The organism is Pseudofrankia coriaricola, assembly GCF_001854805.1.
GTDB lineage: Bacteria > Actinomycetota > Actinomycetes > Frankiales > Frankiaceae > Pseudofrankia.
Genome location: NZ_MBLO01000036.1, coordinates 25,902 through 51,337, shown reverse-complemented (window position 1 = coordinate 51,337; position 25,436 = coordinate 25,902). Strand labels below are relative to the sequence as shown.

At 74.0% G+C, this 25,436-nt stretch carries 24 protein-coding genes; 13 read left to right on the top strand and 11 right to left on the bottom strand.

Features of this window, described 5'->3' with window-relative positions:
* The first annotated feature begins 158 nt into the window (after positions 1-158).
* From BCD48_RS06540 to BCD48_RS06530, 3 genes are all read left to right on the top strand, one after another.
* On the top strand, positions 159-1,025 hold the full coding sequence (locus tag BCD48_RS06540; RefSeq protein ID WP_071047394.1) for an alpha/beta fold hydrolase: 867 nt from the start codon (positions 159-161) through the stop codon (positions 1,023-1,025).
* A gap of 197 nt (positions 1,026-1,222) precedes the next feature.
* The gene (locus BCD48_RS06535; RefSeq protein ID WP_071047393.1) at positions 1,223-2,434 is read left to right on the top strand and encodes an acetyl-CoA C-acetyltransferase; all 1,212 of its coding nucleotides are present in this window, start codon (positions 1,223-1,225) and stop codon (positions 2,432-2,434) included.
* Positions 2,435-2,549: 115 nt separating this feature from the next.
* Positions 2,550-3,359 carry an SDR family NAD(P)-dependent oxidoreductase gene (locus tag BCD48_RS06530; protein ID WP_071047392.1) on the top strand — a complete coding sequence of 270 codons (810 nt, stop codon included), beginning with the start codon at positions 2,550-2,552 and terminating at the stop codon, positions 3,357-3,359.
* A gap of 112 nt (positions 3,360-3,471) precedes the next feature.
* Here BCD48_RS06530 and BCD48_RS06525 read toward each other — a convergent pair whose 3' ends face one another.
* Together BCD48_RS06525 and BCD48_RS06520 are read right to left on the bottom strand one after the other, a co-directional pair.
* Positions 3,472-4,407 (bottom strand): aldose 1-epimerase family protein, encoded by a 936-nt coding sequence (locus BCD48_RS06525; protein WP_071047391.1) that lies wholly within the window; start codon positions 4,405-4,407, stop codon positions 3,472-3,474.
* A gap of 84 nt (positions 4,408-4,491) precedes the next feature.
* Positions 4,492-5,241, bottom strand: coding sequence for an enoyl-CoA hydratase-related protein (locus BCD48_RS06520; protein WP_071047390.1), 750 nt, complete (start codon positions 5,239-5,241; stop codon positions 4,492-4,494).
* Between the two features lie 714 nt (positions 5,242-5,955).
* Between BCD48_RS06520 and BCD48_RS06515 the strand changes: the two genes are divergently transcribed.
* Positions 5,956-7,497, top strand: coding sequence for a class I adenylate-forming enzyme family protein (locus BCD48_RS06515; protein WP_071047389.1), 1,542 nt, complete (start codon positions 5,956-5,958; stop codon positions 7,495-7,497).
* A 136-nt stretch (positions 7,498-7,633) separates the two neighbouring features.
* Here the strand turns inward: BCD48_RS06515 and BCD48_RS06510 are convergent, their stop codons facing one another.
* From BCD48_RS06510 to BCD48_RS06500, 3 genes are all read right to left on the bottom strand, one after another.
* Complete coding sequence (locus BCD48_RS06510; protein WP_071047388.1) at positions 7,634-8,125, bottom strand: hypothetical protein; 492 nt, start codon at positions 8,123-8,125, stop codon at positions 7,634-7,636.
* Positions 8,126-8,366: 241 nt separating this feature from the next.
* Positions 8,367-8,948: a hypothetical protein gene (locus tag BCD48_RS06505; protein WP_071047592.1), complete on the bottom strand. Its 582-nt coding sequence runs from the start codon at positions 8,946-8,948 to the stop codon at positions 8,367-8,369.
* A 95-nt stretch (positions 8,949-9,043) separates the two neighbouring features.
* Positions 9,044-9,793, bottom strand: a complete 750-nt coding sequence (locus BCD48_RS06500) for a hypothetical protein (RefSeq protein WP_071047387.1) — start codon at positions 9,791-9,793, stop codon at positions 9,044-9,046.
* A gap of 82 nt (positions 9,794-9,875) precedes the next feature.
* Between BCD48_RS06500 and BCD48_RS06495 the strand changes: the two genes are divergently transcribed.
* Positions 9,876-10,082, top strand: coding sequence for a helix-turn-helix domain-containing protein (locus tag BCD48_RS06495; RefSeq protein WP_241841558.1), 207 nt, complete (start codon positions 9,876-9,878; stop codon positions 10,080-10,082).
* A gap of 120 nt (positions 10,083-10,202) precedes the next feature.
* Here BCD48_RS06495 and BCD48_RS06490 read toward each other — a convergent pair whose 3' ends face one another.
* Positions 10,203-10,424 (bottom strand): Clp protease/crotonase-like domain-containing protein, encoded by a 222-nt coding sequence (locus BCD48_RS06490; protein WP_071047386.1) that lies wholly within the window; start codon positions 10,422-10,424, stop codon positions 10,203-10,205.
* A gap of 345 nt (positions 10,425-10,769) precedes the next feature.
* On the opposite strand from BCD48_RS06490, the gene BCD48_RS06485 reads away from it, so the two are divergent.
* From BCD48_RS06485 to BCD48_RS06475, 3 genes are all read left to right on the top strand, one after another.
* On the top strand, positions 10,770-11,885 hold the full coding sequence (locus tag BCD48_RS06485) for an NDMA-dependent alcohol dehydrogenase (RefSeq protein WP_071047385.1): 1,116 nt from the start codon (positions 10,770-10,772) through the stop codon (positions 11,883-11,885).
* A gap of 188 nt (positions 11,886-12,073) precedes the next feature.
* Positions 12,074-12,325 carry an SDR family NAD(P)-dependent oxidoreductase gene (locus BCD48_RS06480; protein ID WP_071047384.1) on the top strand — a complete coding sequence of 84 codons (252 nt, stop codon included), beginning with the start codon at positions 12,074-12,076 and terminating at the stop codon, positions 12,323-12,325.
* 135 nt (positions 12,326-12,460) lie between these two features.
* Positions 12,461-12,967 (top strand): pyridoxamine 5'-phosphate oxidase family protein, encoded by a 507-nt coding sequence (locus tag BCD48_RS06475; RefSeq protein WP_071047383.1) that lies wholly within the window; start codon positions 12,461-12,463, stop codon positions 12,965-12,967.
* Here the strand turns inward: BCD48_RS06475 and BCD48_RS06470 are convergent, their stop codons facing one another.
* From BCD48_RS06470 to BCD48_RS06460, 3 genes are all read right to left on the bottom strand, one after another.
* Entirely contained in the window at positions 12,968-13,870 is a 903-nt protein-coding gene (locus BCD48_RS06470) for a sterol desaturase family protein (protein ID WP_071047382.1), read from the bottom strand.
* A 124-nt stretch (positions 13,871-13,994) separates the two neighbouring features.
* Positions 13,995-15,632, bottom strand: a complete 1,638-nt coding sequence (locus tag BCD48_RS06465) for an amidohydrolase family protein (protein ID WP_071047381.1) — start codon at positions 15,630-15,632, stop codon at positions 13,995-13,997.
* Positions 15,626-17,329 carry a CoA transferase gene (locus BCD48_RS06460; protein WP_131803818.1) on the bottom strand — a complete coding sequence of 568 codons (1,704 nt, stop codon included), beginning with the start codon at positions 17,327-17,329 and terminating at the stop codon, positions 15,626-15,628. Before BCD48_RS06460 ends, BCD48_RS06465 begins: the two co-directional genes overlap by 7 nt.
* A gap of 45 nt (positions 17,330-17,374) precedes the next feature.
* Here BCD48_RS06460 and BCD48_RS06455 point away from each other — a divergent pair, with 45 nt between their 5' ends.
* Both BCD48_RS06455 and BCD48_RS06450 read left to right on the top strand, forming a co-directional pair.
* Positions 17,375-18,439 (top strand): enoyl-CoA hydratase/isomerase family protein, encoded by a 1,065-nt coding sequence (locus BCD48_RS06455; RefSeq protein ID WP_083418255.1) that lies wholly within the window; start codon positions 17,375-17,377, stop codon positions 18,437-18,439.
* Between the two features lie 116 nt (positions 18,440-18,555).
* The gene (locus BCD48_RS06450; protein ID WP_071047379.1) at positions 18,556-19,317 is read left to right on the top strand and encodes an enoyl-CoA hydratase-related protein; all 762 of its coding nucleotides are present in this window, start codon (positions 18,556-18,558) and stop codon (positions 19,315-19,317) included.
* A gap of 120 nt (positions 19,318-19,437) precedes the next feature.
* On the opposite strand, the gene BCD48_RS06445 is transcribed toward BCD48_RS06450, so the two are convergent.
* Positions 19,438-20,289 carry an ABC transporter permease gene (locus tag BCD48_RS06445; protein ID WP_071047378.1) on the bottom strand — a complete coding sequence of 284 codons (852 nt, stop codon included), beginning with the start codon at positions 20,287-20,289 and terminating at the stop codon, positions 19,438-19,440.
* Positions 20,289-21,386, bottom strand: coding sequence for an ATP-binding cassette domain-containing protein (locus BCD48_RS06440; RefSeq protein WP_083418254.1), 1,098 nt, complete (start codon positions 21,384-21,386; stop codon positions 20,289-20,291). The genes BCD48_RS06445 and BCD48_RS06440 overlap by 1 nt, the downstream gene beginning before the upstream one ends.
* A 258-nt stretch (positions 21,387-21,644) precedes the next feature.
* Here BCD48_RS06440 and BCD48_RS06435 point away from each other — a divergent pair, with 258 nt between their 5' ends.
* The 3 genes from BCD48_RS06435 to BCD48_RS06425 all read left to right on the top strand — a co-directional run bounded on the left by BCD48_RS06435 (position 21,645) and on the right by BCD48_RS06425 (position 25,362).
* Positions 21,645-22,388 carry a TetR/AcrR family transcriptional regulator gene (locus BCD48_RS06435; protein WP_071047377.1) on the top strand — a complete coding sequence of 248 codons (744 nt, stop codon included), beginning with the start codon at positions 21,645-21,647 and terminating at the stop codon, positions 22,386-22,388.
* 205 nt (positions 22,389-22,593) lie between these two features.
* The gene (locus BCD48_RS06430) at positions 22,594-23,883 is read left to right on the top strand and encodes an apiosidase-like domain-containing protein (protein WP_071047376.1); all 1,290 of its coding nucleotides are present in this window, start codon (positions 22,594-22,596) and stop codon (positions 23,881-23,883) included.
* A 150-nt stretch (positions 23,884-24,033) separates the two neighbouring features.
* The gene (locus BCD48_RS06425) at positions 24,034-25,362 is read left to right on the top strand and encodes an SAF domain-containing protein (RefSeq protein ID WP_083418253.1); all 1,329 of its coding nucleotides are present in this window, start codon (positions 24,034-24,036) and stop codon (positions 25,360-25,362) included.
* Positions 25,363-25,436 lie beyond the last annotated feature (74 nt).

Below are 25,436 nucleotides of genomic sequence, written 5' to 3'. Positions count from 1 at the left end.
GCCGAGATCCGGCCCCTGGCGCGCCGTCGTGTCGACGTCAGGCCGGCTTGCGGCCGCCTCGCGCGGGCGCGGCGCCATCCTGTTCCGAGAGGCGGCGTTCATCTTCGCGAACGCCTTCCACGCCCCGCCGGCTCGGACACAGACACTAGGATCTTGTTGTGGTCGAGCTGTCGGACGGCACGCTGTTGTGGACCGCGGTCAGTGGTGATGGACCACCTCTTCTGCTGTGCCATGGTGGGCCAGGACTGTGGGATTACCTCGCGCCCCTTGCCGCGCTGCTGGATGACGTGTTCACGGTGATCCGGTTCGATCAGCGCGGCTGCGGACGGTCCACCGACCGCGGCGGTGGGCGGTTCACCATCGAGCAGGCTGTGAACGATCTGGAGCAGCTGCGGGCCGCGCTAGGAGTGGACCATTGGGGCGTGGTCGGGCACTCCTGGGGCGCCGAGCTCGCCCTGCGCTACGCCGCGCATTTTCCCGATCGGGTCACCGGCGTCGTCTACGTCGCCGGGGTCGGTGCGGGCGATGGATTTCGGGATGGATACGTCTCCGAGCGGGAGCGCCGCCTGGGCGCGGACCTGCCTCGGTGGATGGAGCTTGGCAGTCGCCAACGCAACCCAGCCGAGGAGCGGGAGTGGTGCCTGCTGCAGTGGCGGCCTGATTTCTCGCCTGGTCCCGCGGCGATCGAGCACGCCGCCGCGCTGTGGGCTACCCGCCCCCCGCACGTCGGGGTGAACACCGCGGCCTATCGGCAGCTCTGGGCGGATCGCGACACGGTGGATCTCCTCACCCTTGCCGCCGACCTGCGCCGACCGGTGACCATGCTGCTCGGCTCGGACGACCCGCGCCCCTGGCAGGCGACCGACTCCCTGTTCGTGGCCCTGCCCGCCGGAAACCGGATCGTGTTCAGCGCCGCCGGGCACGCCCCCTGGGCCGAACAGCCATCCGCTATCCGCGCGGCGATCCTGACGGCCTTCGCCACGGTGCCAGGACCGTCCCGGAGGCCTCCGCGCCAAGCGTGTTAGTTGAATAATGTATATAACCTGCGTATGGTGGGCCCGTCGGGGTCGCCGCCGAACGCCGGTCGGGGGCGACCCCGATGATCTGTCTTCCGGTGTCGTCGGGATGGGAGACCTGTTGCGGCGCGGTGCGCCGGCGCGTCACGGTGTGACCGACCAGGAGTCGGCTGACCGCCGACCGCGGGACTGTCGGTGGAGGATGAATGCGTGACGCGGTGATCTGCAGCCCGGTGCGGACCCCGGTGGGTGGCTACGGGGGTTCGCTCCGGCCGTTGGCCGTCCACGAGCTCGGCGCCGCCGTCGTGCGTGGTCTGGTGGAGCGGACGGGGCTTGCGGCGGCGGACGTCGACGACGTGCTGTTCGGGTGCTGCTATCCGAGCATGGACGCGCCGGCGCTGGGCCGGGTCGTGGCGCTGGACGCGGGGCTTGGGGTCGAGGTTCCCGGCCTGCAGGTCGACCGCCGCTGCGGCTCCGGGGTGCAGACCCTGGTCACCGCGGCGATGCAGGTGCAGACCGGCGTCAGTGACCTGATCATCGCCGGCGGCGCGGAGAGCATGAGCAACGCGCCGTTCTTCTCCCATGAGAGCCGCTGGGGCGTGCGCGGCGGCGGGCTGACCTTCCACGACGCGCTCGCGCGCGGGCGGGTCACCGCGGGCGGCCGGAACTTCCCCGTCCCGGGCGGGATGATCGAGACGGCGGAGAACCTGCGCAAGGAGTACTCGATCCCCCGGGCGGAACAGGACGAGCTGGCACTGCGCTCGCACCAGCGCGCCGTCGCCGCCCAGCGGTCCGGCAGGTTCGACGACGAGATCATCCCGCTCACCGTCCCGCGCAAGCGGGAAAGCGTCGTCGTCACCACCGACGAGCACCCGCGGCCGGACAGCTCGCTGGAAACCCTGGCCAAGCTGCGGCCGATCATGGGCAAGGCCGACCCGGAGGCCACTGTCACCGCCGGCAACGCCAGCGGTCAGAACGACGGCGCGTCGGCGTGCATCGTCACCCATCCCGAACAGGCCGAGCGCCTCGGGCTGCGTCCGCTCGCGCGGCTGGTGTCCTGGGCGGTCGCCGGGGTGCCGCCGCGCACGATGGGCATCGGCCCGGTGCCGGCGACCGCGAAGGCACTGGACCGCGCCGGGCTGAAGTTCTCGGACCTGGACCTCATCGAGGTCAACGAGGCGTTCGCCGCGCAGGTGCTGGCCTGCACCCGGGAGTGGGGCGTGACCGAGGCCGACTGGGAGCGGATCAACGTCAACGGCTCCGGTATCTCGCTCGGCCACCCGGTGGCCGCGACCGGCGGGCGGATCCTCGCCACCCTGTTGCACGAGATGCACCGCCGCGACGCCCGCTACGGCCTGGAGACCCTGTGCATCGGCGGCGGCCAGGGCATCGCCGCCATCTTCGAGAAAATCAACTGAGCGGGGCCCCGTCCCGGAGCTCGGCGCGGCCGCCTCACAGCAGGCTGGGGCTCGGCCGAGGAACCTGTCGCGAGACTCGACCGCGCCGCGCGGCGGCGCGCGGGAAGGAGATCCGGTGGACCTTGGATTAGGCGGCGCGGCCGTCGTCGTCAGCGGAGGCTCGAAGGGGATGGGCCGGGCCGCCGTCGAGAGCTTCGCCCGCGAGGGCGCGCGCGTCGCCGTCCTCGCCCGCGGCAAGGCGGCGCTCGACGAGACCGTCGAGCGCGCGCTCGCGCTCGGCGCGGCCGAGGCGTTCGGGACAGTCACCGACCTGACCGCCGCCGCGTCGGTGGCCGCGGCCTTCGAGGAGGTCGGCGGCCGCTGGGGTGAGCTGAACGTGCTCGTCAACGCGGCCGGGCCGGTCGAGGTGGGGGTCAAGGGGTTCGAGGGTTCCGACGACGCGGAGTGGGTCGCGACGTTCGACATCGGCACGCTGTCGGCCGTGCGGACGGTGCGTGCCGCGCTGCCGCTGCTGCGCGCCGCCGCCTGGGCTCGGATCGTCAACGTGTCGGCGCACTCGACCCGCCGGCAGTCGCCCGGCCTGGTGGCCTACACCGCGGCCAAGGCGGCGCTGACCAGCGTCAGCAAGAACCTGGCACAGTCGCTCGCGCCCGACGGCATCCTCGTCAACACGGTCTCGCCCGGCTCGTTCCTGTCCGAGGGCATGAAGGGCTACCTGCGGGCGCTGCCCGCCAGCCGCGGGATCGATCCGGACAGCCTCGCCGACGCGATGCGCGTCATCAAGGAGGACTTCGCGCATCCGGCGTTCCTGCCGCGTGCGGGCGACCCGGCGGAGATCGGCCCGGTCATCGCCTTCGTCAGTTCCCGGACCAACTCCTACATGACCGGCGCCGACATCAACGTCGACGGCGGCAGCGACTTCTGACCCACATCCGCCTCGACCCGGCGCGACCTGGACGAGTCCCGCGTGGCCAGTCGGCGTAGCACGGAGCGAACCGGGGCTGGCGTGGGATACCGCGGCTATTGCCCCGGCGGTGTCACAGGACGGGGGAGATGCCCCAGGAGCCGCCGAAGCTCTCCCCGGGTTCCAGGACGCGCAGCCCCTCGCCGGAGTTGAAGGCGTCGGCGGGGCAGGTCTGCGGCTCGACGGCGATGCTGCGGCGCCGCTCGTCCACGCTGAGCGTGTCGCCCGTGAACACCTGGATGTAGTCCCAGGCCTCGTCCATCCAGACGGTGACGGACCCGCCGCCGGCCGGCGCGGCGAGGACGACGCGAGCGCGGCCGTCAGGGTCGCGGCGTGGCCCGGCGAAGCAGTGATCGATGGCCAGCGGCCCGACCGCGCGCGCGGCGCGGAAGTCGAACGGCCCGCCCGCGACGTCCTGGGTCCCGGCCGGGATCATCCGGTCGTCGACGAGCAGCACCCGCTCCGTCGGCAGGGTGAGCGTGACGTCGTCGGCGCGCACCGGCGCGCCGCCCGGCCCGGGAACCAGCAGATACGGATGGGCGCCCATGCCGACCGGGGCGGGGGCCGCCGACAGGTTGGTCGCCGTCATGGTGACCGTCAGACCGTCGTCGCCGAGCGCGTAGGCGGCGGTGACGGCGACGGTGAACGGGTAGCCGGACTGGGCGCGGACCACGAACGACGCGGTGGCCGCGGCGGGGCCGGTCCGCTCCAGATCCCAGGCCGACCAGCGGGCGAGGCCGTGGCTCGCGTTGCCGGTCTTGACCTCGCTGATCGGCAGCTGCTGGGTCTTCCCGCCCCACGGGTAGCGGCCGCCGGCGATCCGGTTCGGCCAGGGCGCGAGCAGCTGGCCGCTGCTGTGCGGCGCCATGGCGTCGACGGGGTAGCCGTCGAGCACCCGGACGCCGCCGACCTGGTAGTCGCGCAGCCCGCCGCCGACCTCGACGATCGTGACGGTGCTGTCGGCATGGCTGAGCTCCAGCTGCCGCCCGGACGGCGCGATGGGTTCCACCGGGCCAGTATGGCGGGGTGCCGGCGGGCGCTGGCGCGAGCCGGGCCCGGTACACGGGCCCGGCTCGCCACCATCAGTGCCTGGTCAGCGGCCGACCCAGTTCGGCTTGCGCTTCTGGGCGAACGCGGTCGCGCCCTCCTTGGCGTCCTCGCTGGCGAAGACCGGGGCGACGGCCTTGCCGATGCCGTCCCAGTCGGCCGCCGGCACCTCGCCGTGCATCAGGGCCTTGGTGCACTGGACGGCCAGCGGGCCGTTGTCCGCGATCGCGTCCGCGAGCTCGAGCGCGGTCGTCAGCACGTCGGCGGCCGGGACGACCCGGTTGACCAGGCCCACCTCGTAGAGCCGTGCGGCCATGACGGGCTTGCCGGTGAGGCCGAGCTCAAGCGCGAAGGCGAGCGGGATCCGGGTCGGCAGGCGGGTGCCGCCGCCGGCCGCGACCAGGCCGCGGGAGACCTCGGGCAGGCCGAACTTGGCGGTCTGGGCGGCGACGATGAGGTCGCAGAACAGCGCCAGCTCGAAGCCGCCGCCGACGGCGGCGCCGTTGACCGCCGCGATGATCGGCTTGGGGTACGCCTGCCGCATGAAGATGCCCAGGCCGGGGCCCTGCACCTCCATCGCGCCCGGGGTGACGAAGGCCTTGAGGTCCATGCCGGCACAGAAGATCTTCTCGCCGGCGGCCGTGAGGACGACGGCGCGGACCTCGTTGTCCTTCGCCGCCTCCTCGAAGGCGTAGCCGATCCCGGTCATGGTGGCGCCGTCGAGCGAGTTGCCGGCGCTCGGCCGGTTGATCGTGACGATGGTGACCGGGCCACGCCGTTCGACGTCGACGGACATGTGCTGCTCCTTCGCGGGCGCTGACGCGCTGGTGTGGCGTCGCTGGTTCGTGGGCGTCGCTGGTTCGTGGCGTCCTGGCCTCGTTGCCGTTGCCGTTGCCGCGGACGGCGACGGTGGCGGCGACAGCGGCCAAGGCTATGACTGGCCGCGGCACGGCCGGCGGCCTGGGCACCAGGGAGGCCACCAGACCGAAGCCAGAACCACATTCTCACTTAAGAGAACGGCAATCAACCGGACGTCGCCCGACCATCCACGTCCCGACAGGCCGCGGTGGTCAGGGTTTCGCCCGCCTAGAACTTGATTCTTATCAGGGGGTTGGCCGCTGGCGCGCGTGCCGGCCGCGGCCGGTCCGTTCCGCGGGTCCCGGGTGGCGCCATCTCTCCTTGCGTCCGGCTGGCCAGTCGAGCGGATCGGTCCCGCGGTTGTTGGTCTCCGGGTGGCCGCTGCCCATGCGTCTCTGGGGGCGTCGGGTGGCGCATATCGTAGAATGGCGATCTGTTCCGTCCGGCGGCCCGCGGCACCTGCTGGAAGACTTGTGACGATCGCGCTGGAATGCCTGTGACGATCGCTGCGAACGGTTGCGCGCCCTGACCACGGGGTGCAAGCGTCTAGGCACCGATACCCGGGGCTGAGCAGGCTTTCCGCGTCGCGCCGCGGGCGCGCCGCCGGGGAGCCGCTCGGCCTGTCTGTGGCCCTTGACGAGCGGGAGTGCGGATGACGATCGCGATGCTGCTGGACATGGCCCGCGGCGCCTATGGCGAGCGAATCGCCCTGGGCTCGCGCTCCGGCGGCGGGTTGTCATATGAGGAGGTCGGCGCCCGGGTCGCCGCCGGCGCCGCCGCGATCAAGGCGTCCGGGGCCGAGCGGGTCGCGTTCATCGGTGTCAACGGGCCGGCCTTCCCCGTCGTCCTGTTCGCCGCCGCGTCCGCCGGGGTGCCGATCGCGCCGCTGAACTACCGCCTGTCCGCCGAGCAGCTGCGTGGCCAGATCGCCCAGCTCGGCGCCGTCCTGGTCATCGCGGACGAGGCCTACCGCGGCGCCGTCGACGGCGTCCAGGGCGTCGCGGGCATCGTCACCACCGAGGAGTGGTTCGCCGCCTCCGCCACCCCGGCGCCCGGCGCGGACCCGTTCGCCGACCTCGACCCGCCGGACGTCGACCCGGACGCCACCGGCGTCCTGCTCTTCACCAGCGGCACCACGTCCGCGCCCAAGCGGGTCATCCTGCGGCACTCGAACCTGATCTCCTACGTCCTGCAGACGGTCGAGTTCGCCTCGGCCGACGAGGACGACGCGATCCTGGTGAGCGTCCCGCCGTACCACGTCGCCGGCGTCGGCACGGTGCTGACGAACTTCTACTCCGGCCGGCGGATCTGCTACCTGCCGAACTTCGAGGCCCAGGCCTGGCTCGACACGGTCCGCGCCGAGCGGATCACCAACGTCATGCTGGTGCCGACGATGCTGGTGCGCGTCGTCGAGGTGCTCGGCGGCAAGCCCGCGGAGGCCCCGCACCTGCGCTCGCTCGCCTACGGCGGCGCCCGCATGCCCGGCCAGGTGCTCGAGGCCGCGCTGGCCGCCTTCCCGGACACCGGCTTCGTCAATGCCTACGGCCTGACCGAGACCAGCTCGACGATCGCCGTGCTCGGCCCCGACGACCACCGCGACGCCTTCGCCGCAGACGACGCCGCGGTGCGTGCCCGCCTCGGCTCGGCCGGCCGGCCGGTGCCGGGCGTCGAGTTCCAGATCCGTGACGAGGCCGGCAACCCGGCCGGCGTCGGCCAGCCCGGTCTGCTGTGGGTGCGCGGGGAGCAGGTCTCCGGCGAGTACGAGGGCCTGGGCTCGGTGCTGGACGAGGAGGGCTGGTTCCCGACCAAGGACGGCGCCTACCTCGACGCTGACGGCTACGTCTTCATCACGGGCCGCAGCGATGACACGATCATCCGCGGCGGCGAGAACATCGCCCCGGCCGAGATCGAGGACGTCCTCGGCCGCCACCCGAAGCTGCGCGACGTCGCCGTGTTCGGCGCGCCCGACGACACGTGGGGGCAGCGGATCGTCGCCGCTGTCGTCGCCCTGCCCGACGAGACGGCGACCGCCGACGAGCTGCGTGACTACGTCCGCGCCCGCCTGCGCGGCTCCCGCACCCCCGACGAGGTGGTCTTCGTCGACGAGCTCCCGTACACCCCTACGGGCAAGCTCCTGCGCAACCAGGTGGCCCAGCTCGTCGCCGATCTCGCGGACGAGTCGGTCGGTTCCTGAGGCAGGCTGGGCCGAGGCGCCTCCACTGATCGGTGGAGGCGCCTCGGCCGACCGGACGGCTGGACGTTCCGCCTTCTGGCGGCCAGCGGGAGCTGAGGATCGTCCGATGGGTCCTCGCCGCGGCCGTTCCGCCCGGTCAGGGCCGCCGCGACTCGTGGTGAACGCGGAGCTGGCGGGGCTGGCGGTGCCGGCCGGGCTGGCGCGCGCTGTCGGCCCGGTCGGGCACGGCGGTGGCGAAGGCCGACCCCGACCGGCGGCCGTTGACGATGCGGACGACCGTCAGCATGAGCAGGCCGCAGGCGGCGTGCTCGAGCTTCAGCCAGCCCGGCAGGCCGGGCATCACGAGAACGGGTACGACCGTGACCGTGACGATGGCGGACACGATCCGCAGCCGCTGGAACGCCCGGCGGATCCCGTGGGCGGCGCGTTGGGAGAGGATGACCACGACGACGCCGGACAGCACGCGGCCGCCGGCCGCGGCGTAGACCATCGGTGCGTGGCCGCGCAGCGCGAGGGCCCCGAGCAGCGCCACCACGCTGAGCCCGAGGTACCCGGCGGCGAGCAGCTGGACTCCGGCGAGAGCCGCCTGCGTGCGCGGCTGGTCCGCGGCGTCGAGTGCGGTGTCCACGAGCTCGCCCGCCTTTCGCCGCGGGCCGCCCGCCTGGCCGCGCCGCCCCGTCGCCGATGGTGTCTCCCTCGGCGTTCCTGTCGCGCCAACCGGTCAGGGCGCAGGCCCTCGACCCATTGACCTGCTGATTCTTTCACGAACGTCGTGGGGGCCCGCAAAACGGGACAGGCGCGAAACTCCGCCGCGAACAGCTCGGCGCCGCCGTGAGCAGCTCGGCGGAGGCGAGCCGGGCCGGCCGAGCTCAGGGACGGCCGTCACGGCCACTCCCGGCTGGCTGGCCTGGCGCGCGCTGGCTCGTGCCCAGGCCCGCGAGCCAGGCCGGAACGTCGTCCCAGGCGACGATCTCCCAGACGAGGCGCTCCTGCACCTGGCCGGCGGCCGCGACGCGGACCTCGTGCGGGATGGCCGTCTTGCCGTCCCCGAGGGGCGGGCACACGGCGCATGTCACGACTGGCGCCGGGCTCATCCGCCGCTGCCGCAGCATGCCCGCGACCGCGAGCGCCAGCGCCGTCCGCCCTGGCGAGACGCCCGCCGGGCACACGACGACGGTCCGGACGTGCGCGAGCCTCGCCATGCTGAGCGCCACCCGGACGAGCTCCCCCCGCTGCAGCTCGACGAAGTGCAGGTCGGCCCGCACGTCCCCGACGACCGCCCGGGACCGCCGTTCCACCAGACGGCCGGCGTGCTCCGGCGCCGCGGTCCCGGGGGCACGCCGCAGCAGCAGCCCGGCCCGGTCCGGCAGCGCCAGGCTGACCAGCTGGGACCGCCCCGCCTCGGCGGCACCCCCGGCGTCCGGCACGACGACCCGCGCCGCGCTACCCATGGCCCTCTCCCCGTCCTTACTGGTGTCGTTCTGGGCGTCGTTCCCGGTGATGAACACGTGAGCGCTGTCCGTCCCCACCCTGGTGACCCGTCCCGTCAGCTGAACAGGGAGCGCCACGGGGTCGCCGGCCCGTCGTGGACCGCCGAGCGCCAGAAGAACGACGCGGCGAAGTCCTCCGGCTCGGTGTCATCCTCCGTGGCCGTCTCGTCCTCCGTAGCCGGGTCGTCCGCGGTGGTCATGTCGTCTTCGGTGGCCGCGTCGCCTCCGGCCGCCGCGTCGCCTCCCACCGCCGCGTCGTCTTCCGCGTCGGCGAGGGCTTCCGGCCCGGAGACGCCGGCCCGGTCCACGACAGCCGCGGGCTCGTCGGCGCCAGCTGACGCGGAGACGCCTTCGGTCGCGGGGTCGTCCTCGGGTGCCACGGTCTCTTGCTGCTCGTCGGCGTCCGTCCGCTCGTCGGTGGGCGGCGGCGCGAGGCCGACCGCGGCTACCGCCGCCGCCACCTCGTCCGCCCAGGGAATCTCGTCGGCCTCGGGCGCCGCGCCCGCCCGCGGCGGGCCGGCCGGCCGAGCGCCGTGCGGGCCGAGGCGGATGGCCAGCCCGGCGCGGCGTGACCGCGGGCCCCTCGTGTCGTGCGGCGCGGTCGGCGGCTGAGCGGGCTCGCCCGCGCCTTCCAGGGCGGGGTGCGCCGCCCTGCTGGGCGCCGTCGGCGCATCACCGGCGCCACCGCCGTCGCTCGGCGTTTCCGCCTGCGCCGCCGGCTCGTCGATGCTCGCTGACGGGAGTCTCCCGCCTGGCTCGCCTTCGGCTGCCTGGTCTTGGTTGGACGTCGAGTCCTGCTTGGGCACGGCTCCTCCTGACGCTCCCGGCTCTGTCGCACCCGACAGTGTCGCACCAATCAGATCTACTGTCCGCGCAGTGGAGAGCTTCGTGACCATCGGCTACCTGATGAAGCGCCTAAAGGTGGGCCGAACGCGCGCGTATCAGCTCACCCGGCGCCCGTCATTCCCCATACCGGCCGGTACGGCTGATCACATGCGCATCTGGCGGAAGGCCGACGTGGACGCCTGGCTGGCCGTTCACCGCCCCGACGCCGTCCCCGAGGGCGACGCCGCCGGGGACGGCGACGACACGTAGCGTTGGTGCCTCGGGACCGCGAGGCTTTAGGACCGGCTGGCCTTAGGACTGCGGCGCCGGGCTCGCCCGCTCGATAACCGCTTGACGACCGTCCGAGGACGTCGCCGACGGCCGGTCGGGCTACAGACGGCCGCCGGTGCGGAGGTCTTCGCAGACCCAGGATGGGTCGGGGCGCTCGGAGAACGCGAGCCAGCCCTCGCGGGCCTCGTCGCCGAACGCGCTCTTGTCCATGGTCATGTGGTCGTAGGTGCCGTAGTGGGCGCCGATGACCCGCTTGACGTCGGCGCGGGCGTCCGGGGCGCCGCGGCAGCAGGCCCGCAGGCCCTCGAGCGCCGCGTCCATGACGTCATCGTGCGGGACGAGCCCGCTCGCTGGGTGCGGCTGAGCCCGCTGGGCACCCTCTGTGTGCGGGACAGGCGCTCCGGCCCGCGGTGCGCGGTCGGCGGCCCATCCGAGGAGATTGGTCGCATCCGGTAGCGGGGTGCGCCATTCTGACTAACCGTCAGGACTCCCACCGAGCCGGGGTCTTTCGGATCGCGCGATGGTCCACGCGAGAACGTCTTCCGGGGCATGAGGCAACCCGCCCCGACGGAGACCGGCCCGGGTCCCGGAACGGGCCACGCGGGAGTGGCGGGCAGCCGCGTCGGTGACACGCGCGGTCGGACGGCTCATGAGAGGACGGCTGCCATGGTCAGCACACGAGCGGCGCTGCTGTTCGGCCCCGGCCAGGACTACAAGATCGAGACCATCGAGCTGGACGAGCCCCGGGCCGGCGAGGTCCTCATCCAGCTGCGCGCGACCGGCCTGTGCCATTCCGACGAGCACGCCCGCACCGGCGACATGCCGATGCCGCATTACCCGGTCGTCTGCGGCCACGAGGGCGCCGGCGAGGTCGTCGCCGTCGGCGAGGGCGTCACGTCGGTCGAGCCCGGCGACCATGTCGCGATGTCGTTCGTCCCGTCGTGCGGGCGCTGCCAGCCCTGTCGGTCCGGGCGGGCCTACCTGTGTGACGTGGGGGCGAAGCTGTTCGACCTCGGAATGATCACGGACGGCCGGGTGGCGCACCGGTTCGGGGACACGGCGGTCGCCCGTTACTCGCAGCTCGGCGCGTTCGCCGAGTACCAGCTGCTCGCCGAGTCGTCCGTCGTCAAGGTCGACCCGGACATCCCATGGACCGCCGTCGCGCTGGTCTCGTGCGGGGTGGCGACCGGATTCGGCTCCGCCGTCAACCGCGGCGAGGTCCGGCCCGGCGACAGCGTCGCCGTCCTGGGTGTCGGCGGCATCGGCGTCAACGCCGTCCAGGGCGCGAAGATCGCCGGCGCGGGTAAGATCATCGCGGTCGACCCGGTGGAGTTCAAGCGTGAGCAGGCGCTGCGCTTCGGCGCGACCCATGTCTACTCGTCGCTGGACGAGGCGATCGGCGAGGTCGGGAAACTCACCGGCGGCGCGATGTGCGACGTGGTGATCTGCACCTTCGGCGTCATGCTCGGCAGCCTGCTCGAGCCGGCGCTGACGCTCACCGCCAAGGGCGGCACCTGCGTGATCACCTCGGTGGCGCCGATGGCGCAGGGGCAGGCCGACATCAACCTGTTCATGGTGGCGATGATGAACAAGCAGATCCGCGGCTGTATGTACGGCTCGGTCAGCCCGCGGGTGCAGATCCCGAAGCTGCTCGACCTGTACCGGGCCGGGATCCTGAAGCTCGACGAGCTGGTCACGAAGACCTACACCCTCGACCAGGTCAACGAGGGCTACGCCGACCTGGAGGCCGGCCGCATCCTGCGCGGCGCGCTCGTCTTCTAGGCCGTCCCAGTCCAGGCCGTTCCAGCCCGCGGGCGCCGTCCGCTCACGCTTCATCGATCGCCGGTGGTCGGGGCCTCACCCACCGGTCTGCGGGCGTCGCCACTCGCCACCGCCGATCAACCACCTGTGATGACGGGAGACTGAGGACGCCGATGGCTGCGCCAGGGCCCTTGGAAGGCACGCGATCCTTGGAAGGCACGACGGCCCTGGTCACGGGAGGTGGCGGCGGGATCGGTCTCTCGGTCGCCCTTCGGCTCGCGGCCGACGGAGCGAACGTGCTGATCTGCGGGCGGACGGCGAGCAGGCTCGACGACGCGGTGAAGCAGATCCAGGCGGCGGCCGCACCGGGCGCCGAGGTCCGCGCCGTCATCATCGGCGACCAGCGGCGGCTGGGTTGCGCGAACGTCTCACCGAACCGGGTCGCGGCCGACGTCGTCTGACAGCCGGACCGTGGGATGTCCGAGGCGCTGGGACGAGCGCCGGAGCTGGTGAGAGCACTATTCTCGCGAACGGGAGCGAACCTCCCGCACGCCGGTGGCACCGGCCGGGCGGGTTGACGAAGGGATGGGACGACGATGAGTGTCGACACCGCGGCGGAAGGCTCGGCGCCTGCGACCCCGCGTCAGCAGCGACGCGGGCGGCGGATAGCGATGGCGCCCGCCGAGATCGACGCGTTTCTCGCCGAGGAGCGCACCTGCCGCGTCTCCACCGTTGGCGCCGACGGCGCCCCGCACACCTCGGCGCTGTGGTTCGTCTGGGACGGCACGGCGTTCTGGCTGAACAGCATCGTCAAGAGCCAGCGCTGGACGGACCTCAACCGTGACCCGCGCGTCTCGGTCATCATCGACACCGGCCACGGCTTCGGCGAACTGCGCGGCGTCGAGCTGATCGGGCATGTCGCCGTGGTCGGCGAGGTGCCGCGCACCGGCGACGCGGCCGCCGCCGACCTGCTCGCCGAGCCCGAGCGGCTGTTCGGCGACAAGTACGGCAACGGGAAGTTCCACTACGACGGCCGGCACGCCTGGCTCAAGCTCGTCCCGGAGAAGATCGTCAGCTGGGACTTCCGCAAGACCGGGATGTAGCTACTCCGGGCCGGCAGGGGCGGTCGTCGCCGGCGAAGGACCGGCGTCCGCCCCGTCGACGTCCGCACCGCCACCGCGCGGGGGATGGACGTCCGGGCGGGCCGCGGCGGGGGAGACGGCGACGGCGTCGCGCGCCGGGCTGGTGCGGAGCACCACGTCGGCGACGGAGGACGTGACGCCGAGCCAGTACCGCTCGTTGCGGAAGTGGTGCAGCCGGTGGTTGCGCCAGGCCTGCCGGTAGAACGCCGAGCGTGGCTGGTAGCGGGTGTGGATCAGGAAGTGCGTCCAGTCGTAGGCGAGCACCGCCGCTCCGACGCAGAACATCCCGGTGGCCAGCCGCGGTGAGCCGACGGCACCGGCCGCGAGCGCGACCGCTCCGGCGCCGAGCACGTCCTGGCCCCGCATGAACATCGAGTTCAGGTTCGCCGGGTCCCGGTGATGCTGGGCGTGGCCCCAGCCGGCCGCCTGGTAGGCGGCGCGGCCGTATCGGCCTTCTGGCGCCGCGTGCAGCATGAAGCGGTGGATCGCCCACTCCACGAAGGGCTGCGCCGCCGCGGCGCCGACGGCGACCGCCGCGTCGGACCGGCGGAAGTCCCCGCGCGTGGCGCGCGCCGCTCCAAGCGTCGCGACGACGCCGATCAGCACCGGCGGGCGGGGGTGCTCCAGGAAGCGGCGCAGGGCGCCGGGCAGCGTGCTGACCTCGGTCGCGCGGCCATGCGGTCCCGGCGGGTCGAGGAGCCGCACGAACCGGCGGTAGCGCGCGTGGAGGGCGGTCCGCGCCCGCGCCGCGCTGGCGGCGTCCGGCCCGGGCGCGCGTCTGGCCGCCTCGGAGAGGACGGTACCGGCGGGGCCCAGCCGCCGCGCGACCGATCTTGGGCCGTGCAGCAGAAAGCCGTTGACCATGACGTGGACTTTACGTGTCTTGCCAGTGTCCGGCAGCCGACCTGGCGGGAACGCCGCAGAACAACCGGTATGCCACGTCGGGGTGGCGTGTGGGTACCGAGCGGCTCGGTGATCAGCCGGCGCCTCAGCCGGCGCGGTGGACGACGGCGCCGGCGACCAGGGTGAGGACGGCCGGGCCGGGGTCGAGGTCGGCGAGCATCGCCCCGGCGGGCTGGGCGAACAGACACAGGTCGGCGGGCGCGCCGGGGACGACCCGGCGCGGCGGGCCGCCCGGGTCAGCCGGGTCGCCGAGGTAGAGGGCGAGCGCCCTGGCCGCGGGCAGCGCCTCGCCGGGGCCCATGACCTGGCCGGACGGGGCCCGGCGGCGCACGGCGGCCCGCATCGAGGCCCACGGGTCGGCGCCGCCGAACGGGGCGTCCGTGCCGGCGGCCAGCGGGATGCCGGCGGCGAGCAGGCCGGCGCACCGGTACAGCCAGGGCACGTCATCCGGATCGACGTCGCGCAGGTAGGCGTCGCCGCGCTCGGCGAGGAAATGCGGCTGGGTGACCACGGTAAGGCCGGCCGCGGCGACCGGCTCGGCGAGATCGGGCGGCAGCACCGCCCCGTGCTCGATCCGGTCGCCGGGCAGCGCGCCGCCACCCGCGTCCAGCGCCGCGAGCGCGAGAGCGAGCTGAAGCCGGGTGACGCAGTGGACCGCGACCCGCCGGCCACGGGCCCGCGCCGCCCGCACCGTCGCCGCCAGCTCGTCCAGGTCGACCGCATGCTCGTCATCCAGCACGATCTTCACCGGCCCGAACCCGATCCGGCCTCCGGTGCCGCGCCATGATCTGGTGACATCCTCCGTGCGATTGCCCGGAAGATCCCACCAGATCGTGGGGCGGTCATGTGTGGCCCCGGAAGGAGGCCCCGTCGCGGCCAGGTCGGGCGGCCCCATCAGCACCAGGCGCTGCGGGATCGACCCGTCCTTGACGGCGGCGCGCAGCGTCGCGACCTGGGCCGGGCCGGTCGTGACGGTCGCGTCGGTGACGCCGGTGACGCCATGGCTGGCCAGACGGGCGCCGACGGCGGCGAGGTCTGCCCGTTCCACCGCGCCGCCGGCCCCCGCCGCGGCCAGCCACCGGCCGAGCCGGTCGTCGGCGCGGAAGAAGCGGCCGTCCGCCGGCAGGCCGGCCGCGGCGTCACCGGCGGCCCCGGGCCCAGCGGCCGTCTGCCCGCCAGCCGCGGGCCGAGCGGTCGGGTGCCCGGTGGTCGTGTGCCCGCGAGCCGTGTGCCCGCGAGCCGTGCGTGCGCCAGCCGTCCGTCCGGCAGGCACGCGCAGCGCCGCGAGGGCGGCCGAGTTGAGGACCCACAGCGCGCCGGAACGGTGCTGCACCCGCACCGGGACGTCGGCGACGATCCGGTCGAGCGCGTGGCGGTCGAGGTCGCCGGCGACCGACTCGTGATAGCCGACGGCGCGCACCCAGCTGCCGGGCGGCGCGCCCGCGGCCGCGGCCCGCAGCGCGCCAGCCAGCTCCGCCGCGTCACGTACCGCCGGCGGGCCGACGGGCACCGACGAGGCCAGCGCGGCGAGCGCCAGCAGGTGGATGTGGTGGTCATGCAGCCCGGGCAGCAGCATTCCGCCGCGCGCGTCGACCACCTCCTCCCCGCGCCGCGCGCGCGGTCCCTCCCGGCCGTCGCCGTCGCCCACCGCGGCGACGAGCCCGCCGTCGATCCGTACCGCCCGGCCGCCCCGGCCGTCGATCTCCGCGTTGACGATCAGCATGTGTGCTCGCCGGGGACCGGGGCGCCCAGCAGGCGGTGGTTGTCGTGGCCGGGTGGGGCGGCGCGACCGGCGGGAGCTCGCAGGCATGGCGCGGCGGCGACGAAGGGCGTCCCGCCACCGGGAGGCACGGGCAGGCCTGGGTCGTGGTCGGGCAGGGCGGGACGGCCGGCCAGCAGCGAGCCGACAGCCTCACGCAGGGCGACGTCGACATGGCGGCCGCCGCCGGCGGCGAGGCTCGCGAGCGCGGCGGCGGCCGCGAGGACGCCGGCGACCGGGTCGGCCACCGCGTCCGCGAGGAAGACGGGGCCGCCGGCCGCGTCGACGGCGACGGCGCCCGCCGCGGCCGCCGCGTCGTCCCCGAAGGCCGGGCGCTGCCGCCACGGCCCGGTCCTGCCGTAGCCGGTGATGCTCACCCAGGTCAGGCACGGGTTCCGGGTGATCATGGCGGCGGGGCCGATGCCGAGCTGGTCGAGGGCACGCGGGCGGGACGCCTCGAGCACGACGTCCGCGCCCTCGATCAGCCGGACCAGCGCGGCCCGGCCCTCGGCGCGGCGCAGGTCGACGGTGACGCTGGCGTGCCCGGCGTGCAGCAGGTCGTAGAACGCGGCGGGTCCCTCGCGGGCGCCGTCGAGCCGGCTGGCGCCCTCGACCTTGACGACCCGGCCGCCGGCGAGCCCCAGCAGGTGCGCGCACAGCGGCCCGGCCCAGAGCGAGGACAGGTCGATGACGGTGAACCCGCCGTCGTCATGCACGCCGCCGCCCACGCCGCCCGTGCCGCCGCGCGCGCCGGCCTGGCGGCCGGCCGTGGGACGGGTGGCGCCGCCGGCGGGCGTGTCCGGCGGGCAGCCATCGACGAGGAAGGGCGCGAACGGGAACCGCTGGCCCCTGGCCCGCGCCTGGGCATCGGCCGCCGCCGTCGCCGGGTCGACGACCAGCGCGACCGGCAGCCCCAGCAGCTCGGCCCGCTCCGTGAGCACCGTCACCGGCCGGTCGGCGACGGCGGCGGCCAGCGCGCTCCACGGCCGTGCCCGCGGCGGCGGCGCGCCGTCCTGGCCGCGCTCGGAAGCCGGGCGGGCACTGTCGGCGCGGTCCGCGTCGGTGGCCTCGAGGTCGTCACCCTCCAGCCAGGCGGGCAGCAGGTCGACGTCGTCCGGCCGGGCGAGGTTCACGGCAAGCCAGCCGTCGGCGGCGCGGATCAGCCGGGCGGCCCGGCCGGCGGAGAAGAGCCCGCCGCGGGTCAGCCCGAGGGCCGCGGCCCGCTCGCCGAGGAGCTGACCGGCGCTCGCGGGCGGATGCACGGCCGAAGTTCGCGCGACCGTGGCGGAGCCTCGCGCGGACGGAGGCCCATCAGCCGGGTGCACGGCCGAAGTTCGCGCGACCGTGGCGGAGCCTCGCGCGGACGGAGGCCCATCAGCCGGCAGGGGAGTGGCGCCGGCGGGGGCGCGAAAGGGATGCCCCAGCTCGGCGGCCAGTGCCCGGATGACGGCGAGCGCCGCGTCGAGCCGGGCCACGAACGGCACGGTCAGCCCGAGCGGGGCCGCGTCGGGATGCCCGGTCAGGGCCATCGCCCCGCTCGCCGCCCAGCCCGGTTCGACGCCGTACTCCCAGCTGGTGGTCCCTGTCCGGCCCGCGCGCAGGTCGGCGGCCCAGTCGGACAGCACGTCTGGGAGAGCCGCCCGTGCTCCGGTCGCCGCCACCGTCACCGCCCTCGCGCCGTTTCTTCACCCCACCGGGCATACGGTATGGCCGTGAGCACGGCATTGGGGGCGCAGGCGCAGGCGCTGCCGGCCGCGTCGGCGCTCGACCTCGTCCGGTCACTGTCGCCGGCCGACCTCGCCGACGTCTTCCCCGTGCCGATCCTCCTTGTCGACCTGGCCGACGCGCGCCCTGACGAGGTGGCGGCACTGACTGCCCGTCGCCCACCGCTCGTGCTCGTCGGCGTCGGCCCCGGGGCCGACCGTCCTGGTGCCGGCTCGGGCTCCCCGTCGAGTCCCGCCGAGGCGGGGCTCGACGTGCTGCTGCCCGAGGTGCTGGCGCCGGGCGATGACGTGGACGCGGCCGTGGCCACGCTGGTTCGGGCGGTCGGCGAGCACCCGGAGGCCGCGGTGGCGCTCGTCGGGCTGCTGCGGATGTCCGGGCGGCTCGAGCCGTTGGACGGGCTGGTCGCCGAGTCGCTGGCGTACTCGACGCTGCTGGCCGGCGCGGACTTCGCCCGCTGGCTCGCCGCGCGCCCGCCGCGCGAGCACCGGCCCAGCGCCCAGCCGCTGCTCGCCCGCCGCGACGGCGACCGGCTGGTGCTGACCTTCAACCGGCCGGAGGCCCGCAACGCCTTCGACACGGTGACCCGCGACGCGCTCGTCGCGGCCCTGCGCGCCGCGGCGGCCGACGACACCCTCACCGAGGTGGCGCTCACAGCCGCCGGGCCGGCGTTCGGCGCGGGCGGCGATCTCACCCAGTTCGGCACCGCCCCCGACCTGGCCAGGGCACACCTGGTCAGGACGGGCGCCAGCGCCGGCGCGGAGATCGTCCGCTGCCCCCACCGGACCGTCGCGCACATCCATGGCGCCTGCGTCGGCGCAGGCATCGAGATCCCGGCCTTCGCCGACCGCGTCGTCGCCGCCCCGGACGTCGCGATCCAGCTCCCCGAGCTGCGCCTCGGCCTGGTGCCGGGCGCCGGCGGCACGGTCAGCGTCACGCGGCGGATCGGGCGGCGCCGAACCGCCTGGACGGTCCTGACCAGCGCATTCCTCGACGCCCCCACCGCCCTGCGCTGGGGCCTCGTGGACGAGGTGGCCGCGTCCCGCTGACATGTCGCGATCGGCGTCGGTAGCGTGCCTAGGCGGATTGGGTCGGTGGCCGACACCGCTTACCCGCTTACCCGTCGTCGCAGCCCAGCCCGTTCCCGACGTCGACAGGACGGACCATGAGCGAGATCCGCTACGAGGCCAGCGACGGTGTCGCCGTCGTGACCCTGGACGCACCGGCCCGGCGCAACGCCCTCACCGTCGAGATGGCGGCCGAGCTGGTCGCGGCCCTCGACGAGGCGGACGCGGACGGCAAGGTCGGCGCGGTCGTCATCGGCGGCGGCGCGTCGTTCTGCGCCGGCGCCGACCGCGCAGTGCTCGCCGCCGCCGGCGCGGACCCGGCCGAGGACGCGCACTTCAAGAGCATCGAGGCGATCTACCAAGCGTTTCTGCGGGTCGGCGAGCTGCGCTCGCCCACGATCGCCGCGATCCGCGGGGCGGCGGTCGGCGCGGGGATGAACCTCGCGCTCGCCACCGACCTGCGGGTCGTCGGCCGCGACGCCCGGCTGCTGTCCGGCTTCCTGCGGATCGGCCTGCACCCGGGTGGCGGGCACTTCGCGCTGCTCGCGCGGACGGCCGGCCGGGAGGCGGCCGCCGCGCTGGGTCTGTTCGGCGCGGCGATCACCGGGACGCGCGCGGTCGAGCTCGGCATGGCCTGGGCCGCCGTCGACGACGCGGCCGTCGACCAGACGGCCTTCGACCTCGCCGCGGCCGCGGCGGCGGACCCGGAGCTTTCCCGGCGCACGGTCGCCTCCTTCCGCCGCTCGACCGGCAGCCCCGGCGTCTCCTGGGACGTCGGCGTCGAGGTCGAGCGCTCCCCGCAAATGTGGTCGATGCGCCGCAAGGCGCCGGGCGCCCGACCTTCCCCACCGATTGGCTAGGTAGGGACTCGGTGCCTGTCGGCACGCCCGACCTGTCGAGACTGGCAGCCAATCGGCGGGGACCCCGCGGAGGGGCTGGTGCTGAAGAAGCGCGGTCAGACCCGTGACCGGTAGCTCCCACTAGTCGGTGGTGCGGCGGCGGTAGAGGTGGACGGCGAGCGGGGCGGTCACGGCCAGGATCGCGACCGACCACAGGATCGCCGCGGCGATCGGGTGCTGCATCGGCCAGGCGTGCGCCGCGGCTGATGGGTTGGGGTTGCCGAAGAGTTGGCGCATCGCGGCGGCTACGGCGCTGACCGGGTTCCAGTCGGCGATCGTGCGGACGAACGCCGGCATCCCCGAGGTCGGGACCATCGCGTTCGACACGATCGCGAGCGGGAAGAGGATCACCAGGCCGATGCCCTGCGCGCTTTCCGGCCCCTCCGTGACCATGCCGAGGCAGGCCGTCGCCCAGATCAGCGCGTAGGAGAACAGCAGCGGGATCGCGAAGCCGGCGATGAACTCGGGCACCGAGGTGTGCGGGCGCCAGCCGATGACGAGCCCGGTCAGCAGCACCATCGTCGTGCACAGGACCGCCGAGAGGATGTCCGCCACCGAGCGGCTCACCAGCACCGCCGCCCGCCAGATCGGCAGCGCGCGGAACCGGTCGATCGTGCCCGTGTTCAGGTCGGTGGTGAGCCCGACCGCGGTTCCCATCACCGAGGTGGTGAGGTTCAGCACGACGAGCCCGGCGACCGCGAAGTCCTTGTACGAGCCACCAGCGAGCGAGACGCCGGAGCCCAGCACGTAGATGAACAGCAGCGTGAACAGCACCGGCTGGATCAGGACGTCCGAGAGCTGCAGCGGCTCGCGGGCGATGTGGATGAGGTTGCGCCGGGTGAGGACGGCGACGTCCCGGAAGGGACGGGAGAACGTCCCGGACCGTGCCGGGAGACCCGGGGCGGCGTCGAGCGCCGGCGCGAGCTGGGTCATCACAAGGCTCCCTTGATCTTGTCGGGGTAGGTGGCGACCGGCAGCCCCGTGGCCATGGCCGGCGTACGCGGCAGAGGCGCCGCCGGCTCGCCGGCGTCGGCCGCGCCACCGCTGTCCGTGGGGTCGGCGCTGTCGGTGGATGGCTGGCCGGTGGCGGCGGCGGTGGCGCCGGTGGCGGTGAGCGCGAAGAAGACGTCGTCGAGCGACGGCGGGTGCACCGCCACGTCGTCGACGACGGCGCCGACGGCGTCGAGCGCGCGGATCACCGCCGTCGCCACGCCCGCGCCGGCGTTGACCGCGGCCCGCAGCCTCCGGCCGTCGGCGCTGACGTCGACCCGCCCCGCGACCAGCGGCGCGAGCGCCCCGACCGCGCCGTGGTGGGCGTCGGTGAGGGTTACCTCGAGCCGGGTCCCGCCGACGGCGGACTTCAGCTCGCTGGGGGTGCCGTTCGCGATGATCTGGCCGTGGTCGATGACGACGATCCGGTCGGCCAGAGCGTCCGCCTCGTCGAGGTACTGGGTGGTGAGCAGCAGGGTGGTGCCCTGCGCGACCAGCTCACGGATGACGTCCCACATCCGGACGCGGCTGGTCGGGTCGAGGCCGGTGGTCGGCTCGTCGAGGAAGAGCACCGGCGGCCTGGCGACCAGGCTCGCGGCCAGGTCGAGCCGGCGGCGCATGCCGCCCGAGTAGCCGCGCACCGGCCGGTCGGCCGCGTGGGTCAGCTCGAACCGCTCGAGCAGTTCGGTCGCCCGGGTGGCGCCCTGGGCGCGGCGCAGGCCGGCGAGCTCGGCGACCATCCGCAGGTTCTGCCGGCCGGTCAGCGCCTCGTCCAGCGTCGCGTCCTGCGCGGTCACGCCGATCCGGCGGCGGACCTCGCCGGCCTGGGCGACCACGTCGTGGCCGGCGACCTTGGCCCAGCCGCTGGTCGGCCTCGCCAGCGTGGTGAGGATCCGGACGGCGGTGCTCTTGCCGGCCCCGTTGGGGCCGAGGACGCCGAGGATCGTCCCCGCCGGGACGCTCAGGTCGATCCCGGCGAGCGCCTGCGTGTCGCCGTAGCGCTTGGTGAGGCCCTCGGCCTCGATCATGGTCTGGACCATCCGGTGCTCTTTCCCTAGAGTGGTTACTTGCCGCACGGTAAGGACAGCGTATAACCTGCCGGTCGTCAAGTAAGTTCTGCGTTACGATTGACCGGCGCGCTTCTGGCCTGCTCGGCGGGGGTCCCGCCGATCCGTCGGCCGATCGGAATCGGCGGTGGGGTACGGACTCGCGTGCATCCGGGTCTGACGGATCGGTGGGGAGGCTCTGATGGATCGCTGGGGAGGCACTGTCGGCCTGCCGACAGGTAAGATTGGCTGATGGCCAGGCCGCCGGCGCGCCCCGCGGGCGAGAAGAGCACTCGGGAGCAGATCCTCGACGTCGCTCTTCAGCTGTTCACCGCGAACGGCTACGAGAAGACCTCGCTGCGTGAGATCGCCGAGCGGATGAACTTCTCCAAGGCGGCCCTGTACTACCACTTCGCCAGCAAGGACGACATCCTGCTGGCGCTGCACCTGCGGCTGCACGACATCGGCAAGGCGGGGCTGGAGCGGATCGAGGCGGATCGGGTCCGTCCGGCCGACTGGGTGCCCATGATCGACGAGTTCGTCGACCTGATCCTGGAGAACCGCCAGCTCTTCATGTTCCACCTGCGCAACCACGCGGCTCTGGAGGGACTGCAAGACCATGAGCACGACGGCGCGAACCAGGACATGGAGGAACGCGCCCGGCGCCTGCTGACCGACCCGGGGATACCGCAGGCGCGGCGTCTACGGCTGTCGTTCGCACTGGGTGCCGTGATATTTGGGCTCGTGATGACCGGCGACGTCCTTGCGGAGACGCCGACCGAGGAGCTACGGGCGGAGCTGCGCTCCGTCGTCCGCGACATCCTCGAACCCGGCGGCGTCTTGCCCGACACCGATCGCGAGGGCGCGGACGCCGGCGGGGCGCGCGACGTGCCCAACGGCGGCGGGCCGTCCAACGGCGGCGGGCCGCGGAACGGCGATGCGCGGGCGATGGCCGGGCAGGGTGGTCCGCTGCCGCTGGCCGGATCGGCCGGCTGACTTCCGGTCGTCGGCACTGTCAGCCGACTGACAGGTCCGAATCTGTACCACGGTAGGACGAACCCGGTCAAGAGGCGCGCCTCGGCGTCGGGCCAGGTCACGCGGGTACAGTGCGGCTGCCCACGACCGTCATACATTGTCGCGAGGGCCCGTTATGCCCGACCCCGCCGTCTCGCGACCTGTGTGACGGGAGTTGACTGCAAACATGTCGTTGCCAGGAACGGTGTCCGCCCCGGAGGGCGTGCCCTGCTTCCTGGCCGACAGCTGGTGGTTCGCTCTCACCAGCAGGCTGTCCGATGACAGGTTCGCCGAGCTGGCCGGGCTACGGGCCGCGCAGGGGTTCAGCGCCGTCCAGCTCGTCGTCGGGATTCCGCCCGAGGTGGGCCCGGACAATGCCAGTGCCTGGAGCAGCCACGGCCCGCCCTGGTTCGCGGACGGCCGGCCGAACACGCACTACCTCGACCACGCGAGACGGCGTATCGAGCGCCTCAACGCCGTCGGGCTCACGGCCGTCGTCTACGGCTGCTGGGGCCACCAGCTGGCCTGGCTCGGCGTTTCCGGCGCCACCGCGTGGTGGGCGCGACTGGTGGACCGGCTCGACGACCTGGATGTCCTGTACTGCCTGTCCGGCGAGACCAACCTGTGGATCGGCAGGGAGGACGCGCTGCTGCCCGACCGGTCCACCGACGACCTGCGGCGCAGTGCCGCCCGCGCCCGCCTGCCGGGCCGGCTCAAGGGGGCGCTGCGGCCACTGCGCGCCCGCTACGTCCGCCGCCGGCACGCCGCCGCGGCGCGGGCCCGCCGCGAGGGCTGGGACGAGGTGCTCGGCACGCTCGTCGCCTCGACCGACCGGGCGGTGCTCGCGCATGTCATCCCGGGCGAGACCAGCGCGGATGCGCTGGACCGCGCCAGCCTGCTCGCCGCCGTCACCGTGCAGACCGGCCACGACCAGGCCAGCCGGCCGCTGCTGTGGGAGTGGCCGGCGCGGGTCGCCCGGCGCTTCCCCGGTCGGCCGTTCATCAACCTGGAGCCCTGGTACGAGGGGATCCGCGACGACTTCGGCCCCGCCGACCAGCTGTTCGCCTACTGGGTGTCGATGCTCGCCGGCGCGGCGGCCTACTGCTACGGCGCGCACGGGATGTGGAACGTCGGCGACGGGGCGTTCCTGGCGCACTGGGGGAGGCAGAGCCTGGACACCGCGGCCGCGCTGCCCACCCCGAGGCTGCTCGGCGCGAGCCACCGGGTGCTGCGGCGTCACGGACTCCCGGACCCCGGGGGCGTGACGACCGTCGATGCCTCCGGTGGCACGCTCCGCTCGATCACCCGGGCCCGCGCAGACGGCTCGGGAGCCGTCACGTTCTACCCCGACGTGACGCTCGCCGACCTGCCGGCGCGACTTGCCGGCAGGGACGCCATGGGCCGGTACTTCGCCCCCGACCAGGGGGAACTCGTCGCCCAGCCGCCCGGCGAGGGCTCGATTGTCCTGCTCACGTGACGGCCGGGAAACGCCCCCGGGCGGCGTCACCGTCATGGAAGGAACGTCACCAGTGCCCAACGGCTCACGTGTCCGGGTGAGGCAGCCAGCGCTCCCCAGCCCGACGGCATCGATGCCCACGGCGACATTCTGATGACTGCGAGTGCTGACATGACTATGAGAACGATGCGGTCCGCCTCGTCCATCGTGTGGCCGGCGCCCGGTGTGGCGTCCCCGACGCCGTCGGCGGAGGTGCGGGTCGGCGTCGTGGGGACGGGGTACATCGCGCGCGGCCTCGCGCACATGCTGGGCCGGTCGTCCCGGCTGCGGCTGTCGCGGGTGCTCACCCGGCGCCCGCTCGACGACGCCGTCGGCCCCTGGGACGGTCGGGTCACCCATTCGGTGGAGCGCCTGATCGCGCACTCCGACGTGGTCGTGATCACGACAGGGGACGCGGTCCACGGGACCGAGGTGGCGGCCGCGGTCCTGGAGGCCCGGCTGCCGGTGATCACCATGGACGCCGAGCTGCAGGTGACCTCGGGCTCGTACCTGGCGAGCCTCGGCCCCATCATCGAGGCCCAGGGCGATCAGCCAGGCACCCTCGCGCTGCTCGCGCACGAGGCCAGGCAGATGGGCGTGACCCCGCTGGTCTACGGGAACATCAAGGGCTTCCTGAACCACAACCCGACGCCGGCGGAAATGGACTACTGGGCGCGGCGGCAGGGCATCTCGCTGACCCAGGTCACCTCGTTCACCGACGGCACCAAGCTGCAGATAGAGCAGGCGCTCGTCGCCAACGGGCTCGGCGCGACGATCGCGCGCCGCGGCCTGCTCGGCCCGCGCACCGACACCGTGCGGACGGGCGCCCTCCAGCTCGCCGAGGCGGCCGCGGCACGCGGCGGGGACCCCCTCAGCGACTACGTGCTGCCCGAGCACGGGAACCCGGGCGTGTTCGTCGTGGCCACCTTCACCGAGGAACTCGGCGAGTTCCTCCGTTATTACAAGGTCAGGCTCGGCGACTCGCCATACGTCCTGCTGGAACGCCCGTTCCACCTGTGCAACCTGGAGATCCCGCTGACGATCGACCGGCTGCTGCGCGGTGACCTCGTCGCCTTCAACAACGGCCCGAACCCGCGGGCCAGCGTCGCGGCGGTGGCCAAGCGCGACCTGGCGGCGGGGGAGTCGATCGGGCAGGCCATCGGCGGTTTCCAGGTGCGCGGCGAGGCGGTGCTGATCGCCGACGAGCCCGACCACGTGCCCATCGGGCTGCTTGGCGGGGCGACGGTCGAGCGTCCCGTCGCCGCCGGCGAGACGGTGCGCTTCGAGCACGTGGACGTGCCTGAGAGCCTCGCGCTGCGGGCTTGGCGCTGGACGTTGCAGTCGGTCCTGACGCCCCCCGCCAGCGCCGGGACCCGCGTGCCGAGCCAGCCCGCGTCGCCCATGCCGCTGGCGAACGGCCGTGCCCAGCGGCACTCCGTCAATTGGCAGCAGGTCAACTAACACCAGGCCCAGAGACGTAGGCACTGCGGGCGGACCCCCGGATCGGCGGCTGGAACTCGGGCGTACACGATGTC

Coding starts and splice junctions, on each gene's coding strand:
- BCD48_RS06505 (WP_071047592.1), bottom strand. CDS start 8,948: ATGGGTAGCGCGGCGCGGGTCGTCGTGCCGGACGCCGGGGGTGCCGCC.
- BCD48_RS06450 (WP_071047379.1), top strand. CDS start 18,556: ATGAGCGAGATCCGCTACGAGGCCAGCGACGGTGTCGCCGTCGTGACC.
- BCD48_RS06470 (WP_071047382.1), bottom strand. CDS start 13,870: ATGGTCAACGGCTTTCTGCTGCACGGCCCAAGATCGGTCGCGCGGCGG.
- BCD48_RS06445 (WP_071047378.1), bottom strand. CDS start 20,289: ATGACCCAGCTCGCGCCGGCGCTCGACGCCGCCCCGGGTCTCCCGGCA.
- BCD48_RS06485 (WP_071047385.1), top strand. CDS start 10,770: ATGGTCAGCACACGAGCGGCGCTGCTGTTCGGCCCCGGCCAGGACTAC.
- BCD48_RS06440 (WP_083418254.1), bottom strand. CDS start 21,386: ATGGTCCAGACCATGATCGAGGCCGAGGGCCTCACCAAGCGCTACGGC.
- BCD48_RS06535 (WP_071047393.1), top strand. CDS start 1,223: ATGCGTGACGCGGTGATCTGCAGCCCGGTGCGGACCCCGGTGGGTGGC.
- BCD48_RS06490 (WP_071047386.1), bottom strand. CDS start 10,424: ATGGACGCGGCGCTCGAGGGCCTGCGGGCCTGCTGCCGCGGCGCCCCG.
- BCD48_RS06430 (WP_071047376.1), top strand. CDS start 22,594: ATGTCGTTGCCAGGAACGGTGTCCGCCCCGGAGGGCGTGCCCTGCTTC.
- BCD48_RS06435 (WP_071047377.1), top strand. CDS start 21,645: ATGGCCAGGCCGCCGGCGCGCCCCGCGGGCGAGAAGAGCACTCGGGAG.
- BCD48_RS06520 (WP_071047390.1), bottom strand. CDS start 5,241: ATGTCCGTCGACGTCGAACGGCGTGGCCCGGTCACCATCGTCACGATC.
- BCD48_RS06465 (WP_071047381.1), bottom strand. CDS start 15,632: ATGCTGATCGTCAACGCGGAGATCGACGGCCGGGGCGGCCGGGCGGTA.
- BCD48_RS06425 (WP_083418253.1), top strand. CDS start 24,034: ATGACTATGAGAACGATGCGGTCCGCCTCGTCCATCGTGTGGCCGGCG.
- BCD48_RS06475 (WP_071047383.1), top strand. CDS start 12,461: ATGAGTGTCGACACCGCGGCGGAAGGCTCGGCGCCTGCGACCCCGCGT.
- BCD48_RS06515 (WP_071047389.1), top strand. CDS start 5,956: ATGACGATCGCGATGCTGCTGGACATGGCCCGCGGCGCCTATGGCGAG.
- BCD48_RS06455 (WP_083418255.1), top strand. CDS start 17,375: ATGGCCGTGAGCACGGCATTGGGGGCGCAGGCGCAGGCGCTGCCGGCC.